This is a genomic window from Micromonospora sp. H61 (assembly GCF_018070325.1).
GTDB lineage: Bacteria > Actinomycetota > Actinomycetes > Mycobacteriales > Micromonosporaceae > Micromonospora > Micromonospora salmantinae.
This window is the reverse complement of record NZ_JAGPXY010000019.1, coordinates 1-16,511: the sequence shown is the minus strand read 5'-3', so window position 1 is coordinate 16,511 and position 16,511 is coordinate 1. Positions and strand designations below refer to the sequence as shown.

The 16,511-nt window shown below is 72.7% G+C and carries 15 protein-coding genes, 1 pseudogene and 1 riboswitch; of the genes and pseudogenes, 12 read left to right on the top strand and 4 right to left on the bottom strand.

Annotation, left to right across the window (positions count from 1 at the left end; translation table 11 throughout):
* Nucleotides 1-3 precede the first annotated feature (3 nt).
* The 5 genes from KBX08_RS12315 to KBX08_RS12295 all read left to right on the top strand — a co-directional run bounded on the left by KBX08_RS12315 (nt 4) and on the right by KBX08_RS12295 (nt 6,196).
* The gene (locus KBX08_RS12315) at nt 4-975 is read left to right on the top strand and encodes an alpha/beta fold hydrolase (RefSeq protein WP_210783417.1); all 972 of its coding nucleotides are present in this window, start codon (nt 4-6) and stop codon (nt 973-975) included.
* 107 nt (nt 976-1,082) lie between these two features.
* Nucleotides 1,083-3,200: an AAA family ATPase gene (locus KBX08_RS12310; protein ID WP_210783415.1), complete on the top strand. Its 2,118-nt coding sequence runs from the start codon at nt 1,083-1,085 to the stop codon at nt 3,198-3,200.
* 106 nt (nt 3,201-3,306) lie between these two features.
* A complete protein-coding gene (locus tag KBX08_RS12305) occupies nt 3,307-4,224 on the top strand; it encodes a cation diffusion facilitator family transporter (protein ID WP_210783413.1) in 918 nt (305 codons plus the stop codon).
* 118 nt (nt 4,225-4,342) lie between these two features.
* Nucleotides 4,343-4,474, top strand: a riboswitch (cyclic di-AMP (ydaO/yuaA leader).
* Between the two features lie 5 nt (nt 4,475-4,479).
* Complete coding sequence (locus tag KBX08_RS12300) at nt 4,480-5,544, top strand: coiled-coil domain-containing protein (protein ID WP_372494864.1); 1,065 nt, start codon at nt 4,480-4,482, stop codon at nt 5,542-5,544.
* A gap of 142 nt (nt 5,545-5,686) precedes the next feature.
* Nucleotides 5,687-6,196 carry a hypothetical protein gene (locus KBX08_RS12295; RefSeq protein ID WP_210783411.1) on the top strand — a complete coding sequence of 170 codons (510 nt, stop codon included), beginning with the start codon at nt 5,687-5,689 and terminating at the stop codon, nt 6,194-6,196.
* A gap of 151 nt (nt 6,197-6,347) precedes the next feature.
* On the opposite strand, the gene KBX08_RS12290 is transcribed toward KBX08_RS12295, so the two are convergent.
* Complete coding sequence (locus tag KBX08_RS12290) at nt 6,348-6,815, bottom strand: SRPBCC family protein (protein WP_210783409.1); 468 nt, start codon at nt 6,813-6,815, stop codon at nt 6,348-6,350.
* 202 nt (nt 6,816-7,017) lie between these two features.
* On the opposite strand from KBX08_RS12290, the gene KBX08_RS12285 reads away from it, so the two are divergent.
* Both KBX08_RS12285 and surE read left to right on the top strand, forming a co-directional pair.
* Nucleotides 7,018-7,980: a PfkB family carbohydrate kinase gene (locus KBX08_RS12285; protein ID WP_238690684.1), complete on the top strand. Its 963-nt coding sequence runs from the start codon at nt 7,018-7,020 to the stop codon at nt 7,978-7,980.
* Nucleotides 7,977-8,804 carry a 5'/3'-nucleotidase SurE gene (gene surE, locus KBX08_RS12280; RefSeq protein WP_210783405.1) on the top strand — a complete coding sequence of 276 codons (828 nt, stop codon included), beginning with the start codon at nt 7,977-7,979 and terminating at the stop codon, nt 8,802-8,804. Before KBX08_RS12285 ends, surE begins: the two co-directional genes overlap by 4 nt.
* 18 nt (nt 8,805-8,822) lie before the next feature.
* Here the strand turns inward: surE and KBX08_RS12275 are convergent, their stop codons facing one another.
* Nucleotides 8,823-9,185 carry an STAS domain-containing protein gene (locus tag KBX08_RS12275; RefSeq protein WP_030330302.1) on the bottom strand — a complete coding sequence of 121 codons (363 nt, stop codon included), beginning with the start codon at nt 9,183-9,185 and terminating at the stop codon, nt 8,823-8,825.
* A 385-nt stretch (nt 9,186-9,570) separates the two neighbouring features.
* Here KBX08_RS12275 and KBX08_RS12270 point away from each other — a divergent pair, with 385 nt between their 5' ends.
* Both KBX08_RS12270 and KBX08_RS12265 read left to right on the top strand, forming a co-directional pair.
* Nucleotides 9,571-9,714, top strand: coding sequence for a hypothetical protein (locus tag KBX08_RS12270; RefSeq protein ID WP_158629639.1), 144 nt, complete (start codon nt 9,571-9,573; stop codon nt 9,712-9,714).
* A gap of 169 nt (nt 9,715-9,883) precedes the next feature.
* On the top strand, nt 9,884-10,282 hold the full coding sequence (locus KBX08_RS12265) for a hypothetical protein (RefSeq protein ID WP_112582570.1): 399 nt from the start codon (nt 9,884-9,886) through the stop codon (nt 10,280-10,282).
* 154 nt (nt 10,283-10,436) lie between these two features.
* On the opposite strand, the gene KBX08_RS12260 is transcribed toward KBX08_RS12265, so the two are convergent.
* Nucleotides 10,437-13,112 (bottom strand): cellulose binding domain-containing protein, encoded by a 2,676-nt coding sequence (locus KBX08_RS12260; protein WP_210783403.1) that lies wholly within the window; start codon nt 13,110-13,112, stop codon nt 10,437-10,439.
* Between the two features lie 358 nt (nt 13,113-13,470).
* On the opposite strand from KBX08_RS12260, the gene KBX08_RS12255 reads away from it, so the two are divergent.
* From KBX08_RS12255 to KBX08_RS12245, 3 genes are all read left to right on the top strand, one after another.
* Entirely contained in the window at nt 13,471-14,157 is a 687-nt protein-coding gene (locus KBX08_RS12255; protein WP_210783401.1) for a BON domain-containing protein, read from the top strand.
* A gap of 96 nt (nt 14,158-14,253) precedes the next feature.
* On the top strand, nt 14,254-14,751 hold the full coding sequence (locus tag KBX08_RS12250) for a redoxin domain-containing protein (RefSeq protein ID WP_210783399.1): 498 nt from the start codon (nt 14,254-14,256) through the stop codon (nt 14,749-14,751).
* Complete coding sequence (locus KBX08_RS12245; RefSeq protein ID WP_091409221.1) at nt 14,748-15,296, top strand: DsbA family protein; 549 nt, start codon at nt 14,748-14,750, stop codon at nt 15,294-15,296. Before KBX08_RS12250 ends, KBX08_RS12245 begins: the two co-directional genes overlap by 4 nt.
* A 5-nt stretch (nt 15,297-15,301) precedes the next feature.
* Here KBX08_RS12245 and KBX08_RS12240 read toward each other — a convergent pair.
* Nucleotides 15,302-16,511, bottom strand: a pseudogene (locus tag KBX08_RS12240) (LuxR C-terminal-related transcriptional regulator); the annotation flags it as partial.

Here is a 16,511-nt window from a genome sequence, read left to right as displayed (position 1 = left end):
GCGATGCCGGAGCGGTTCGAGGTCGGTCTGCCGGACGGCGTACGGCTCAACGTCGAGGCGACGGGTCCGACGGACGCCCAGGTCAGCGTCATCCTGCTGCACGGCTGGACGCTGGACGGGCGCGCCTGGCACCGACAGGTCGACGCGCTCACGGCGCCGCCGTTCGGCGGTGCGGTGCGGGTGGTCGCCTACGACGCGCGGGGACACGGCCGGTCCAGTTGCATGGCGCTGCCCACTGCCACAGTGGCCCAGTTGGGTGACGACCTGGCCGCGGTGATCGACGCTGTCGCGCCGACCGGCCCGGTGGTGCTGGTCGGGCACTCGATGGGCGGCATGACGATCATGGAGTACGCCCACCGCCACCCTGTGCACTTCGCCGCCCGTACCGCCGGCCTGGTCTTCGTCTCGACCACCGCCGAGGGGCACACGCACACCGTGTACGGGCTCTCGCCGCGGATCGCCCGGTTGATCCGGTTGGCCGAGACGACCGGCGCCGGCGTGCTGGCCCGGTGTGGCTCGTGGCGCGCGCCCCGGGCACTACTGAACGCGCTGCAACCGAGCATCCGGTGGATGCTCTTCGGTGACCGCTGCGAGCCGGCCGACATCCGCCTGGTGACGTCGGCGGTGGCTCGGGCCTCGCTGCGCTCGATCGGCGGGTTCCGCGCCTCCATCGGCACCCAGCACCGCCTGGACACCCTCGCCGCGTTGGCCCACCTGCCGGCCGCCGCGCTGGTCGGCGACCGGGACCGACTGACCCCACCGCCGTGCGCCGAGTCGATCGCGGCGGCTCTGCCGGCCACCGAGCTGACCGTCTGCCCGGGCGCCGGGCACATGCTGATGATGGAACGTCCGGACGAGGTCAACGCCGCGCTCACGGGCGTCGTACGACGGGTGCTCGCCGAATCGTCGCCGTCCGACCGTGGCGCATCGGCGTCGGCGCACCGTGGCGCGGCCACCGCCGGGTCGGGTGCCTGAGCACGTTCGCGCACCTCGGGCGCGGCGGGTCGGGTCCAGGGCCGTACTCTTCTCGGTTGGCCCGCGCGGTTTCCGCCGCCTGCCGGCGACCTCTGAAGGAGCGTGCGTTGACCGACCAGACCGGCCTGGAGCAGGAGATCGCCGTCGAGCAACGACACCTCGACCGGGTGTACGCCAGACTGGCCGAGCTGCGGCAGTCGGCCGTCCGCGCCGAGCGTGACGGCTACCGGATGGCCCGGGTGGGCACCCACGGCGCTCTGGTCGAGCGCGACGCGATGGTCTTCCACGCGGCGCAGCGGCGGCACACCCTGGACGCCGAGCACGAGGGGCTGGTCTTCGGCCGGCTGGACCTGCGCGACCGTCAGGTGCTGCACGTCGGGCGACTGGGGATCCGCGACGAGAACGCCGTCACGCTTGTCGTCGACTGGCGCGCGCCGGCCGCGGCCGCCTTCTACCAGGCCACCCCGGCGCAGCCGCTGGACGTGGTGCGGCGGCGCACCATCCAGTCCCGCGCCGAGCGGGTCACCCGGATCGAGGACGACCTGCTGGACCCGACGGCCGCCCCGGAGGGGATGACTGTCGTCGGTGACGGCGCGTTGCTGGCCACGCTGTCCAAGGCCACCGGCCGGGGCATGCGCGACATCGTGGCGACCATCCAGCGGGAGCAGGACGAGGCGATCCGCTCGCCCGGTTCCGGGGTGACGATCGTCGCGGGCGGCCCCGGCACCGGCAAGACCGCTGTCGCCCTGCACCGGGCCGCGTTCCTGCTGTACTCCGACCGCAGCCGCTACGCCGGCGGCGGCATCCTGGTGGTCGGCCCGTCGTCGGTCTTCGTCGAGTACATCGGCTCCGTGTTGCCGTCGCTCGGTGAGGACACCGCGACGCTGCACTCGCTGGGCACCCTCTTTCCGGGGATGACCGCCACCCGCCCCGACCCGCCCGAGGTGGCGGCGGTGAAGGGCTCGCTGCGGATGCGCCGGGTGCTGGAGCGGGCGGCCCGCGACGCGGTGCCGGGCGGCCCGGGTGAGCTGCGGCTGCTCTATCGGGGCACGCTGCTGCGGCTGGACCGGGCCGCGCTGGACCGGATCCGGGACCGCGCGCTGCAACGCGGCGCACGACGCAACGAGGTGCGCCGGGCCGGTTTCGACGGGGTGTTCGCCGCGCTCTGGGCGCAGGCCCGTGAGCTGAGCAGCGGTCGGCTGCCGGAGCAACCGGCCTTCGAGGCGGAGATCGCCGAGCGCTCGGAGTTCCGGGAGTTCCTCAAGGCGTGGTGGCCCCGGCTGCACCCCCGACACGTGCTCGGCTGGCTGGCGCAACCGGACCGGCTACGCCGGTACGCCGGGGGGATCCTCTCCTCGGCGGAGATCCGGCTGCTCAATGCCGCGTACCGGAACCTGGACCCGGCCGGGCTGACGATCGCCGACGTGGCACTGCTGGACGAGTTGGACGCGCTGCTCGGTAAGCCCGCGCAGCCGGCCCGCGCGCGACGCGATCCGTTCCAGCTCGCCGGCGGCGTCCGTGAGCTGAGCACCCTCGGTGAACGGCAGCGGGCCGCCCGCGCGGCGGCCCGGGAGCGTCCGGAGGACTACCGGGAGTACGCGCACGTGGTGGTGGACGAGGCGCAGGACGTCTCGCCGATGCAGTGGCGGATGATCGGTCGACGCGGCCGACTGGCCTCCTGGACCGTGGTGGGCGACCCCGCGCAGACCGCGTGGACCGGCGATCCGGACGAGCTGACCCGGGCCCGCGACCAGGCGCTGGGCCGGCGCAAGCGACACGACTTCACGCTCACCACCAACTACCGCAACTCGGCGGAGATCTTCGCGGTGGCGGCGGCGGAGATCCGTCGGCTCTACCCGGACCTGCCGCTGCCGACCGCCGTCCGCTCCACCGGGGTCGAGCCGGTGGAGCTGGTGGTGCCCGCGACGGGGTTGGAGACCGCGACAGTGGAGGCCGCCGCCGGCCTGCTGGCCGAGGTGGAGGGGACGGTCGGGGTGATCACGCCGGTCCCCCGCCGGGACGAGGTCGCCGGGTGGCTGGGCGCGCTCGGCGCGCCGAGGTTGCAGGTGGTGACCAGCCTGGAGGCCAAGGGCATGGAGTACGACGGGGTGGTGCTGGTCGCGCCGAGCGAGATCCGGGCGGATCCGGGCGCCGGGGTGCGCACCCTGTACGTGGCGCTCTCCCGGGCCACCCAGCGGCTCACCACCATCGACCCGACCGGCTGACGCGCGCGGACTGCCGCCGGCGGAAGGCGCTGCCCGTACACTTGCACACATAGCGATGTGAGCATACATTTGACCGGGTCCCGACCAGCGGCGGAAGGTGGTTCTCGTGGGCGCAGATCATGACCACCACCATGGGTCCGTCGCCAATGCCGCACACCAGCACCGAGGTCGACTCTGGGCGGCATTCGGGTTGCTCACCACCCTGATGGTGGTCGAGGCGGTGGCCGCCCTGCACACCGGCTCGCTCGCCCTGCTCTCCGACGCCGGGCACATGTTCACCGACGTGCTCGGCATCGGGATGGCGCTCGCCGCCATCACGGCGACCCGGCGGGCCACCGGCGACCCGCAGCGCACCTTCGGGCTCTACCGACTCGAGGTGCTCGCCGCGCTGGCCAACGCCGTCCTGCTCTCCGGCGTCGCGATCTACGTGGTGATCGAGGCGATCCGCCGCTTCGGCGACCCGCACCAGGTCGTCGCCGGCCCGATGCTCGCGGTCGCCGTGCTCGGCCTGCTCGCCAACATCGCCGCCTTCGCGCTGCTGCGCGCCGGAGCCCGGGAGAGCATCAACCTCCAGGGCGCCTACCTGGAGGTGCTCGGTGACCTGCTCGGCTCGCTCGGCGTCATCGGCGCGGCGCTGCTCATCACCGTCACCGACTGGTGGTGGGCCGACCCCCTGGTCGCGGTCGCCATCGGCGTGTTCATCCTTCCGCGCACCTGGCGGCTGGCCCGCGCCGCCGTCCGCATCCTGGTGCAGGCCGCCCCGGAACACCTCCAGGTGACCGCCGTGCACGACCGGCTCGCCGCCGTCCCCGGTGTCGTCGAGGTGCACGACCTGCACGTCTGGACGCTCACCTCGGGCATGGAGGTGGCCTCCGCTCACCTGACCATGGCACCCGGCGCGGAGGTCGGCGCGGTGCTCACCGCGGCGCGTACGGCGCTGCACGACGACTTCCGCATCGAGCACGCGACGTTGCAGATCGAGCCCGGCGCCGCTTCCGGAGCGTGCGGCTCCATCGAATGGTGACGGAGCCGTAATTTTCCGTGCTGACGCACGCACCGTCCGTCACATTGGCTGCAGCGGCCCCATCCGCACCGGTAGGCTCGGTCCCGGCCTCCACCAGGCGGCGCCCTCCCGGCGCCGGTGGCGGTCGCCGCCTAATCGCCCAACTGGGCGAACCGGGGAACCATGTTCCTGGGGTGTATCCGCGTCAGCGGTAGGGATCTTCCGTCCCGAACCCGTCAGCTAACCCGGTCGGCGGCTGACGGAAGGACATGCGCAGTGGCACCAGCACGACCACCCGCCGCCCGACTGGCGGCACTGATCGTCGCGATGTTCGCCCTCGGCGTCGCGCTTCCGGCCGGCACCGCCTCGGCCTCCCCCCCGACCGGCCTGCGGGCCGCCGCACCCGACTCCGACGAGGAGGGCGGCACCCCGGCGTTGCGCGCCCAACTCGAGGCGGCCAGCAAGGGCTACCTGGACGCGAAGCGCGCCCTGGACACCTCCGTGCAACGGCAGAAGCAGCTCGCCACCCAGCTGACGACCATCGAGGTCGAGATCGGCCAGCGCAACGGCAAGGTCGGCGAGATCGCCGAGGTGGCCTACCGCACCGGCCGGCTCGGTGCGATGTCGGCGCTGCTCAACAGCAACACTCCGGAAGGCTTCATGGACCGGGCGGCCGCGCTGGACGCGGTGGCGGCCAACGAGGACCGGGTGCTGCGCGACCTGCTGAACAGCAAGGACAAGGCCAACCGCACCCGGATCGCCCTGGACGGCGAGATCAACGAACAGCGCAAGCAGGTCGCGGTGATGGCCAAGCGCAAGGAGCAGGCCGAACGGGCCCTGACCGTGGCCACCACACCCAAACCGCAGACCACCGCCGACGGCGGCTCCAACCGGGGCACCTCCAGCGCCAACGCGAAGGCCGCACCGCGCAACTCCGACGGCTCCTGGCCCTCCGAGTCGTGCAGCGTCAACGACCCCACCCCGGCCAACGGCTGCATCACCCCACGCACCCTGCACGCGCTCAACCAGGCCAAGGCCGCAGGATTCACCCGGTACGTCTCGTGCCACCGCCCCAGCGGCTCCGGTGAACACCCGAAGGGCCGGGCCTGCGACTTCGCGGCGCAGAAGGGCGGCTTCGGCGGGGACGCCACCGGCGGCGACAAGACGTACGGCAACAACCTGGCCGCGTACTTCATCCGCAACGCGGACCGGCTCGCCGTGCTCTACGTGATCTGGTACAGGCAGATCTGGCTGCCCAGCAGCGGGTGGAAGTCGTACAGCGGGGCGCACGGCACCCCGTCCACCGACCACACCAACCACGTACACCTGTCGGTCTACTGACCCACGCGTCGTGATGCCTGTGAGTCACCCCGGTGGCTCACAGGCATCACGTGCGTCCGGGGCCGGGCTACGTCGCCGGGCGTACCCCTGATGTCGTCGCTCGTCGGACGACCCGGCAGCGGTCGGCGGGCAGCATCGCGGTATGCCTCGGATCCGACCCACCACCCGCAAGGCGCTGCTCACCCTGCACCTCGTCACCTCGCTCGGCTGGCTCGGCGCCGACCTGGTGCTGCTCACCCTCGGCATCGCCGTTCAGCGGGGCGCCGACCCGGCGGTGGTCTATCCGGTCACGGCCCTGGTCGGCACTGTGCTGTTCGCGCCGCTGAGCGTCCTGGTCTGGCTGATCGGCGTCGCCAGCTCGCTGCTCACCCCGTGGGGCCTGCTGCGCCACCGCTGGGTGCTGGTCAAGCTCGTGCTGACCACGGTGATGGTCGGGCTGGTGCTGTTCCTGCTCACCCCGAACCTGCGTCACGCCGGAGCGGTCGGGGCCGCCCTGCCCGCCCGGGATCGCGCCGACCTGGTCATCGCGCCGGCGGTGTCGACCAGCCTGATGGTCATCGCGACGGTGCTGTCCACCTACAAGCCGTGGGGCCGGCGTCCCGCCACCCGAGCGGCCCGCACAACCCGTGATCGCGCCGCAACAACGATCTAGACGCAACCCCCGCCAAGCACGTCGCGCCCCGCCCTGCCCCGCGATCTTGCACTTACTGTCCCGACACATGTGGCATCCCACCGATATCGACAACCGAAACTGCAAGATCGACGCAGGGGGTGGGGCGGGGCAGGGCGGGGCGGGGGGCTGGTCAGGCCGGGTTTGGGGGGGTGCCGGTGCGGTCGAGGGCGGCGCCCAGCCGGGTGGCGAGGGCGAGGTGAGCGGCCTGGGCCTGGCGGAACGCGTACCGGAACAGCGGCGTCGGCGCGGTCAGGGTGATCTCGACGTCGATGCGGACCAGGCCGTCCGGCTCGGCGCGCAGTCGGGTGTGGTTTCGCACTGTGGTGGCCGGCCACTGGCGGGCCACCATGACGATCTCGTCGGCCTCGTTGATCAGCACGTCCGCGTGGTAGGTGGTCCGGAAGCGCAGCGGACCCGCCGCCAACCGGTCGTTGATCGTGTAGCTGGCCTGGGCGCCGGGCCGGGGCGGCACCCGGCGAACCCGGACGATCAGCGGATGCAGCTCGCCCTGCCGGGTCAGGTCGCTGAGCAACGCTGCCGCCTCGGCGGGTGAGCACCGGGCCTGGACGGTGTAGCTGAAGGTATCGCTGCTGAGCACACCGTCTCCCGCCGTCGTTGGTCGCCCGATCGTCCCGTACCGATGTCTGGCTGGCAACGCCCCGGGCCCTCAGCGCCGCGCGGACCGGGCCGATGCGACGACCCGCCACCACCTGCGCCACTAAGGTCGGTTAGTACAAAATCTTCCGAAGATGCCGGAGGGCGGCCAGCATGAACGGCGACGACCGATGAGCGGGCACGTGATGGTATTCGCGCCCACTCCACAGCTGACGGTGACCGTGGACCAGCCCAACGACCACCCCGAGCTGCACCTGCACCCTGGCGGGCAGGGCGTCTGGCAGGCCCGAATGGTGATCTCCCTCGGAGTCGACGTGGTGCTCTGCGCCGCCCTCGGCGGTGAGATCGGCCAGGTGCTGGAGCCGCTGCTGGTCAGCGAGGGCGTGGACCTCAAGGTGGTGGTCCGTGACTCCGGCAGCGGCGGGTACGTGCACGATCGCCGCGACGGCTCCCGGCAGGAGGTCGCCGACGTGCCCGGGCAGCCGCTGAGCCGGCACGAGATCGACGAGCTGTACAACCTCGCCCTCGGCGAGGGCCTACGGGCCTCGGTGAGCATCCTCAGTGGGCCGAACGAACCGTGGCTGGTACCGGCCGACCTGTACCGACGCTTCGCCGCCGACCTCGGCGCGAACGGCGGCCGGGTGGTGGTCGACCTCTCCGGCGATCACCTCGGTTCGGTGCTGGAGAGCGGGGTGTTCTTCCTCAAGGTGAGTCACGAGGAGTTGATCCGCGACGGCCGCGCCCGCAGCGACGACACCGAGGAGCTGACCCGGGCCATGTACGAGTTGCACGCGGGCGGCGCCGAGACGGTGGTGGTGAGCCGCGCCGACCAGCCGGCGTTGGCGCTCATCGACGGGGAGCTGTTCCAGGTCGAGATGCCCCGGCTGGAGGCCGCCGACCCACGCGGCGCTGGCGACTCGATGACGGCCGGAGTGGCGGCGGTCGTGGCCAAGGGCGGGGACATTCGGACCGCCATCCGCACCGGGGCCGCCGCCGGCGCGCTGAACGTGACCCGGCACGGCCTGGGCACCGGACGACTGGACTCGATCACCGGCCTGGTGGACCGGGTCCGGCTGGTGCCGGCGGACAGCCGGCAACAGGAGCGGACCACCCCGGACGAGTTGGCCGGCCGGGTGGTCGAGCGATGACGCTGCGGGTGTTGATCACCAATGACGACGGGATCGCCGCGCCGGGGATCCAGGCGTTGGCCTGGGCGGCACGGCAGCGGGGCCTGGACGTCGTGGTGGCCGCGCCGATGGAGGAGGCGAGCGGTACCAGCGCCGCGATGAGCGCCATGGAGCGCGACGGGCGAGTCGTCGTGAACGACCACCCGCTGCCGGACCTGGCGGGTGTGCCGGCGTACGGGGTCGCCGGGTCCCCGGGCTTCATCACGCTGATCGCCCTGCACGGGGCGTTCGGCCCACCGCCGTCGGTGGTGCTCTCCGGCGTCAACCGGGGCGCCAACGCCGGCCGGGCGGTGCTGCACTCCGGGACCGTGGGGGCCGCGTTCACCGCCGCCACCAACGGCTGCCGGGCGATGGCGGTCTCCCTGGACGTGCTCTCGGCCGGCGAGGCGACGGCCGCGAGCGGTGGCGCCGCCGTGGACGCCGCAGCCCGGGTACGCGACGCCGAGCGGCACTGGGGCACCGCCGCGCGGGTCGCCCTGGACCTGCTCCCCCGCCTGACCTCCGCGCCGATGGAGAGCGTGCTCAACGTGAACACCCCGGACCTGCCGCACGGGCAGCTGCGCGGGGTGCGGCGCGGCACCCTGGCCAGCTTCGGTCAGGTGCAGATGACGGTGGCCGAGTCCGGCCACGGGTTCGTCCGTACCTCGCTGGAGGAGCCGGGGCAGGCCGCACAGCCGGGCACCGACGTGGCGTTGCTGGCCGCCGGGTACGCGTCGGTGACGGCCGTCCGAGCGGTCACCGAGGCGACCGACATCGACCTGACCGGCCTGGACGAGCAGCCCTGACGGGGACGCCCGGCGCGTTCAGGCGCCGGGCAGCACCTCGGGGGTGGCTGCGCCGGCGAAGTAGGGCTCCGGGGCGCCGAAGAGGCCGAGCAGGCCGGTCACCCAGAGCTGCCGGTGCACGAACCGACTCGGCTCGGTGACCACCAGCTTGACGTCACTGACCTCGGCCGTCTGGAAGCCGGCGACCATGGCGCTGATGCCGACCGAGTCGATGAAGGTGACCAACCTCATGTTGAGTTCGATGCGCAGAGGGCGGCCTTTGGCCAGCACCTCTGCGATCGCTTCGCGCACCTCGTACGCTGTGTCGACGTCGATCTCACCCCGCGGGGCGATCTCCACGACACCACCGGACAGAACCGACTTCACGATCGACAGGCTCACGCGAGCACCTCCACCCGCCCGTCCCCCGGGCGCCTCATCAGTACGCGGGCCGCGACCGAGAGTATTCCTCCGACGGCCTCGGTCGCCACCCCTCGGGATGAGCAATTCGCGGATCCGGGCCCACAAAGCCACCCATATCCGCACTTTTCAGTATCTGATTACTCAAGACTTTTCGTTATCTGACCATCGACGATCGGTCGTGACCGGCCCGCCGCCGAACCAGGGTAGCGGTCCGGGCCCGGCGCGCCCGACAACCGGCCCATGACGTACGTCTGCCCCGTGTGCCGTCGGCGTGTCGCCCACCGCCGGCCGGCGCGACCCGTGCCCCGGTTGCCGACGCGCCCTAGCATCGACCGGGACACCACCGCGACGGAGAGGATCTTCGATGATCAAGCGACTTGCCGGGCTGGCCGGCGTCGGTGTTCTGCTCGCCCTCGTCCTGGCCTGCGGTTTCGGTGGCGGGGGCGACGATGACGACGATGACGACGACGACTTCGCCCGCGGTGTCGCCGTGTCGGCGGTGCGCTGATTCGGTGGCGCGCCGAGTCCCGGCGCGCCGAGCTACCGGTGCTCCGCGGAGGTCGGGGTTTGCGTCCGGCTGACGCGGGGCACTGCGGGGTAGGCGACACCGTGACGCGCTGGAAAGACGCCGAAGTCCGAAGTGGCCGGCGGCTTCGGCACCCGAGGAGGTAACCACGATGTTCGGAACCAACCTGCTGGACCGCCGCAGCAAGCCGGAGCGGATCGCGGACCAGGCCTGGGAGCACCTGCTCTCGGCCGTCAGCTATGCCGGAGACAGTGTGCGGGACACCGCCCGCTCGGCCCGCCAGAACAGCAGCGATCTTGCCGACGGGGCGGGTGACCTGGTGGGATCCGCCGCCGAGGAGGCGCGACGTCGCGCCTCGCTGGCCTTCGACGCGCTCGCCGGCCGTCAGCCGGCACTGCCGTGGACGCTCCTGATCGGCGCCGCGCTCGTCGGCGCGGCCGTCGGCTGGGCCGTCGGCTCCGCCGCGCGGGCCGCCGGCAGCCGGGACGACAGTGCCGTCGACGACGTGGAGTTCGTCGACGTCGACCGCCCCAACTCCCCCGCCATCTGAACGACAGCGCCACGGCGGGCCCCGATCGACTCAGGTCGATCGGGGCCCGCCGTGGCGCCGGGGTGGACCCGGTCCGCCGGGTGCCGGACCCCTCAGGCGGCCCGGCGGACCGGTGTCTGGTGGTGATCCGGGGGTCCCGACCCGGATCACCAGTTCAGCGGCTCGTGCAGGTGATGGCCGGGGACGTGTTGCTACCGGCCCACGAGCCGAGGAAGCCGGCGGTGGTGCTGGCCCCGGCCGCGAGCGCGCCGTTCCAGCCCGTGTCCCGGACCGACACGGCCGATCCGGTCTGGGTGTGGGTGCCGCCCCAGAGCTGGTCGATCCGCTGGCCGTTGGTGAAGGTCCAACCCAGCGTCCAGCCGGCGATGGGGGCGCTTCCGGTGTTGCGGACCACCAGCTCGGCCTGGAAACCGCCGGACCAGGAGCCGGTCACCCGGTAGGTCGCCGCGCAGCCGACGGACGGCGGCGGCGTGGTCGGGGGCGGCGTGGTGGGCGGCGGGGTCGTCGGCGGTGGCGTGGTCGGGGGGTCGCCGCCGGTGCGATCGGCGACCAGGATGCCGCGACCGTTGGTGCCGAGGTAGACCCGACCGTGGACACGCGGGTCGCCGGTCAGCGCCTCGCTCGGATTGCCGTACTGGTGGCGGTCGTCGTTGACGCGTACCCAGGTCGCGCCGGCGTCGTCGGAGCGGTGCACGCCCGGTTGACCGTTCACAGTGCCGTAGAGGAACACGGCGGGGTTGGTCCGCCCGGGTGCCGCCTTGCCGAAACCGACGTTGCCGGAGGCGCTGACGCCGTCCAGCCTGGTGAAGCTGGCGCCGGCGTCGGTGGAACGCCACAGGCCACCCGGCCCTGCCAGCCACAATTCGCCGGCCCGGCCCGGCAGGGCCTTGAACCGCACGTCGGTGCTGGGCAGCCCGGTCGCAGCGGTCGGGGTGAAGCTGGCCCCGCCGTCGGTACTCAGGTAGAAACGCCCGCCGCTGAAGCCGTAGAACCGGGTGGGGTCGACCCGGTCGGACTCGATCATGGCGTTCGCCGGGATGCCGGTCGACGCTGCCCAGGAGTTGCCGAAACCGACCGAGTGGACCACGCGTTGGCCCGCGTCACCGGGTGCCCAGACGAAGCGGCTGCCGTCGGCCGCGGCGGCCACCGTGCCGCCGAGGTTGACCCCGGACGGTTCGGTGCCCTGGAACCAGGTGGCGCCGCCGTCGGTGGAGAAGGCGACGTGACTGTCGTTGGGCCGGTCGGCGTCGGTGAAGTTGCCGGCGCGCACCAGCACCGCGGGCTTGCTCTCGGCGTAATCGAGGCTGGTGGTGGACGTGAACACCGGCTGGGTGAACAGCATCGACGGAATCGCGTCCAGGTCGGTGTGTCGGAAGCCGCCGACGTCGCCGAGCGCGCTGATCAGGGGTGCGCCGCTGGGCGGGCTGATCAGGTCGAGGACGGCGGTCTCCTCCAGCCCCCGGACCATCGGCCGGAGGGTGAACTGACCGCCGGTGTCCCACCTGGTCAGGTCGGTGGTGCCGTAGATGGTGGCGCCGGTGCCGTACATCATGCGGTTGGAGTCGTGCGGGTCGATCTCCACCGACTCGTTCATCCAGCCGAGCTTGGGCGCGTCCTCCGGGGGTGCCGGGTTGAGACCGAAGGTCAACCAGGGCACCGAGCTGATGTCCATGGTGTAGCGGCGGGACCTCTCCGGGTAGTTGCTGAACTCCCAGATTCGCGTCCAGCTCGCCCCGCCGTCTGTGCTGCGGAAGAAGATGGCGTCCGGCCACCAGGAGACCTGGGTGGCCACCAGCAGGGTGTTCGGGCGAAGCCGGTCGATGGTCAGCCCGCTGTAGCCGAAGTAGGCGTCGGCACTGGTGGAGGGCACCGGGCTGATCCGCGTCCAGGCCCCGGTCGACCGGGTGAACTTCCAGACGTCGCCCTTGCCGCCGTCGTACGGGCCGCCGGTGTCGCTGGTGGCGATGTAGAGGTGACCACCGACCGGGTCGACGACCCCCTTGTGGGCCAGGTAGCCGGTGGGCTGACCGGGGATGCGCGCCCAGGTGACGCCGCCGTCGGTGCTGCGGTAGACCGGGTTCTCCTTGTCCGCCACGCCCACGTAGATCGTCTGTGTGGTGGAGCCGGCGGTGCCGGTGCTCTTGTCGAAACTGACCCAGGTCAGGCCCTGGTTCTGGCCGTTGTAGCCGTTCGGGTCGCTGGGATCCGCCCGGTAGTTGCCGACGTTGGGGAAGGCGGCGACGCGGGCCCAGGTCACGCCGTGGTCGGTGCTGCGCCATAGCCCGTTGCCACCCTCGGCGCCGTAGTACACGATGCTGTTCCGGTTGGGGTCGACGGCGAGCCGCTCCCCCATTCCCCGGCCCGGCATGTTGCCGCCGTTCTTGAACGGCAGCTCGGTGGCCTGCCAGGTGGCGCCCTTGTCGGCCGAGCGCAGGATCGCGCCGTTGTTCGGGTCCCAGCCGTTCGTGTACATGCCGACGGCGGCGTACACCCGGTTGGTCTGCACCGGGTCGGTGGCGATGCTGACCACGCCGTTGTAGCCCCACCGGTCGGCGCCGACCCAATCGAGCAGCGGCGTCCAGGACTGGCTGGTCTGTTCCCAGCGGTACGCCCCGCCGATGTCGGTGCGCGCGTAGATGAGGTTCTTCTCGGTGGGGTTGAAAACGATGCCGGGCACGAAGCCACCACCGCCCACGGGGACGTTCCGCCAGGTGTACGCCTCCGCCGCGGCCGGGGTGGGGGCCGACCCGGCGGCGGTGAACGGGACCACCACGACGGCTGTGGCGGCGGCCAGCACGGACACGACCGTGCCGGCGAGACTTCTCCGCATCTGCGGTTCCTCTCGGGATGGAGCCCCGGGGGACGGGGTCGATCGCCTGGGTGACGCCGTGGCCCGGGGGACGGGCACGACGACGGGGACGGGCAGAGCTGCCCTGGCTCCACCACCCGACGCGACGGCTCCCGCGATCGAGGAACGCGATTACCGTAACCGAAATCGGCTCGCTTTGGAAGCGCTCCCATCATCGATGTTCGTCAGCCTTTCCCACCTCTGCCGCCCAGGTCGGGCCGCGCCGTCACCCGGTCCGGGCGAGGGCGGCTCACCCGGGGCGGCGGCAGGATCGCAGCACGGCGGACCTCAGGCCGCGGCCACCACCCGGTCCGCCATCGGAACAGCGGAGGAGGGACAGATGGCCATCGCGGAGATCAACCGCACCGACCAGGACATCCAGTCCGCCGTGCTCGACGAGCTGACCTGGGAACCGCGGGTGCAGCCGCACGAGATCGGCGTGACCGTCGCCGAGGGCGTCGTCACCCTGACCGGCCGCGTGGACAGCTACGCCAAGAAGTGGGCCGCCGAACGGGCCGCCCACCGGGTCGCCTCGGTCCGGGCGGTCGCCAACGACGTGGCCGTACAGCTCACCGACGACACCGAGCGCGCCGACACCGACCTGGCCGCCGCGGCCAGCCACGGGCTGGAGTGGGACGCGTTCGTGCCCATCGAGAAGCTCCAGGTCACCGTCTCGGCCGGCTGGGTGACCCTGCACGGCGACGTCGAGTGGGAGTACCAACGGCGAGCCGCCGAACGCGCGGTGGCCCGGCTGACCGGCGTACGCGGGGTGAGCAACGGCATCACCGTCCGACCGGCCACCGCGCCGGACGCCCGCGACCTGGCCGACCGGATCGTCGACGCCCTCGCCCGGGCCGGAGCGACAGAGGCCGAACGGATCAGCGTCCGGGTGCACGGCGACACAGCGATACTCGCCGGGTTGGTGCACTCGATGCCCGAACGGGCCGAGGTCGAGCAGGTGGCCTGGTCCGCGCCGGGAATCCGGGAGGTGCAGAACCACATCGCTGTCGCCCCGGTGCTGCGCTGAGCGGGCGCGGGCACCCGCTCAGCGGGCGCTGAACGGGCGCGGAACCACCCGGGGTGGGTGAGTCCTTCTCACCCACCCCGGGAGCAGGCTGGTGGCATGAGTGATCCGAACGGGCTGATCCAACCGGGACGCACCGCGCCCGGTTTCACCCTGCCGGCCACCCCGGACGGGGCTCTGCTGGGGCCCGAGCAGTTCCGTGGCCGGCCGGTCGTGCTCGCCTTCTACCCCGCCGACTGGAGCCCGGTCTGCGGTGACCAGATGTCGCTCTACCAGTCGGCGGCTCCCGTCTTCGCCCAGTACCGCGCGGTGGTGCTCGGCCTGTCGGTGGACAGCATCTGGTCACACCGGGCGTTCGCGGAGAGCCGGGGCATCGAGTTCCCCCTGCTGGCCGACTTCGAGCCCAAGGGCGAGGTGGCCCGCAGCTACGGCGCGTACATGCCCAACGGTGAGGCGGCTCGCGCGCTCGTGGTGCTGGATCCGGCGGGGAAGGTGACCTGGAGCTACCTGTCGCCGCCCGACGTCAACCCGGGCGCGGACGGCATCTTCGACGCGCTGGACCAACTCGCCGCCGATCGGAAGGTGATGGCCGGATGAGTACGCCACTGCAGGTCACCGCCCGACTTCGAGACCCGGTGACCACCGACGACCACATCCGGGGGCCGGCCGACGCGGCGGTGACCATCGTCGAGTACGGCGACTTCCAGTGCCAGTTCTGCGGTGCCGCGTACCCGAACCTGCACGAGTTGCTGCGGCAGCGGGCCGACACCGTACGGCTGGTCTACCGGTACTTCCCGATCGCCAACGTGCACCCGTACGCCGAACGGGCCGCCGAGACGGCCGAGGCCGCCGGGGTGCGGGGCCGGTTCTGGGAGATGCACGACTGGCTCTACGAGCACCAGGACCAGCTCGACCCGGTGCACCTCTCGCTCGGCGTCGAGCAGGTCGGGTTGCCGCCGGACGAGTTGAACGCCGAGGTGGAGAACCGTGCGCACGCGGACCGGGTGCGCCGGGACTTCGTGGGGGGCATCCGCAGCGGGGTGAACGGCACCCCGACCCTGTTCGTCAACGGCATCCGGCACGACGGCGGGTACGACCTGCCCGACCTGCTCACGGCCGCGGACGCCGCCGCCAACGCCTGACCCGCTCAGATCAGCCGCAACTCGCGCGCCCGCCGGACCGCCTCGCGCCGGCGGGTCGCGTCGAGTTTGCGGTAGATGTTGCGGACGTGGGTCTTCACGGTGTTGACCGAGAGGGACAACTCGCTGGCGATCTCCACGTTGGACAGGATGCTCTGCAGGTAGCGCAGGATGGTCAGCTCCCGCTCGGTGAGCGGCTCGTCGAGCGCGCCCCTCGGCCCGGCGGCCGGCCCGGCCGCGCCCTGTCCCGCGCCCCGCACCAGGTCACTGACCAGCGTGAAGTGCGCGGTGCCCGCGTCCAGGTGCGCGGCCAGCAGGTCCCGCACGGGTGGGTCGGCGCGGGTGAAGACCCTCCGGCAGCCCTGTGGGCCGGCCAGGTCCAGCGTCTGCTCCAGGATCCGACCCGCCCGACGCCCGTCCCCGGCGCGCTGGGCCAGCACCGCGTCGAGCAGACCGGCGTCCAGACGTACCGGTAGCGGCCAGGCCGTGGCGGCCGGCGCCTGCCAGTCCGGCAGGGTCCGCTCGGCGGTGGCGGCGGCGCCGGCCCGCAGGTGCACCTTCGCCAACGTCACAGCGAGCACCGGGTCGGCCCCCTCGTTCGCGGCGTCGCCCAGCAGGTCGCGGGCGGAGTCCAGGTCACCCCGCGCGGCCCGCAGTTCGGCCTCGGCGGCCCGCAGCAGACCGGTCAGCTCGTCGGCGGACGGCCGGTCGGCCAGCGCCTCCCGGGCCCGGACGAGCAGCCGCTGGCCGGTCGCCGGGTCGCCGGAGTCGCGGCGTAGCTGCGCCCGGCACAGCGCGGCCCCCGCCGCCGCCACCGGTTCGTCGGAGGCGGCGGCCGGCCAGTCGCCGCCCACCTCGGGGTCGCCGGCCCAGCCGCCGGTCACGTCGAGTGCAGGGAGGGCGAGGGCGAGATTCGCGGTGGCCTCCTCGGGCTGGTCGCGCAGCAGCGCCACCACGGCGAGAGCCAGGTACGCGTGGCCGCAGTCGAGCCGACAGGACCAGCCCCGACAGGGCGGCATGCCGAGCGCGTCCCTGGCCGCCTGCTCGGCTGCCCGCAGCTCGCCGCGCACCGCGAGCAGCAGCGCGGCGCGGCTCGCGGCGACCAGTTCGGTACGCGGCCGGCCGGCTTCCCGAGCGGCCGCCCGGGCCCGGACGAACCGGGCGGTGGGCAGCGCCCCGTCGGCCTACTCGACCAGCCGCTGCGCGGTTCCCGTGACC

Coding starts and splice junctions, on each gene's coding strand:
- KBX08_RS12315 (WP_210783417.1), top strand. CDS start 4: ATGCCGGAGCGGTTCGAGGTCGGTCTGCCGGACGGCGTACGGCTCAAC.
- KBX08_RS12295 (WP_210783411.1), top strand. CDS start 5,687: ATGCCTCGGATCCGACCCACCACCCGCAAGGCGCTGCTCACCCTGCAC.
- KBX08_RS12285 (WP_238690684.1), top strand. CDS start 7,018: ATGGTATTCGCGCCCACTCCACAGCTGACGGTGACCGTGGACCAGCCC.
- surE (WP_210783405.1), top strand. CDS start 7,977: ATGACGCTGCGGGTGTTGATCACCAATGACGACGGGATCGCCGCGCCG.
- KBX08_RS12270 (WP_158629639.1), top strand. CDS start 9,571: ATGATCAAGCGACTTGCCGGGCTGGCCGGCGTCGGTGTTCTGCTCGCC.
- KBX08_RS12265 (WP_112582570.1), top strand. CDS start 9,884: ATGTTCGGAACCAACCTGCTGGACCGCCGCAGCAAGCCGGAGCGGATC.
- KBX08_RS12260 (WP_210783403.1), bottom strand. CDS start 13,112: ATGCGGAGAAGTCTCGCCGGCACGGTCGTGTCCGTGCTGGCCGCCGCC.
- KBX08_RS12255 (WP_210783401.1), top strand. CDS start 13,471: ATGGCCATCGCGGAGATCAACCGCACCGACCAGGACATCCAGTCCGCC.
- KBX08_RS12250 (WP_210783399.1), top strand. CDS start 14,254: ATGAGTGATCCGAACGGGCTGATCCAACCGGGACGCACCGCGCCCGGT.
- KBX08_RS12245 (WP_091409221.1), top strand. CDS start 14,748: ATGAGTACGCCACTGCAGGTCACCGCCCGACTTCGAGACCCGGTGACC.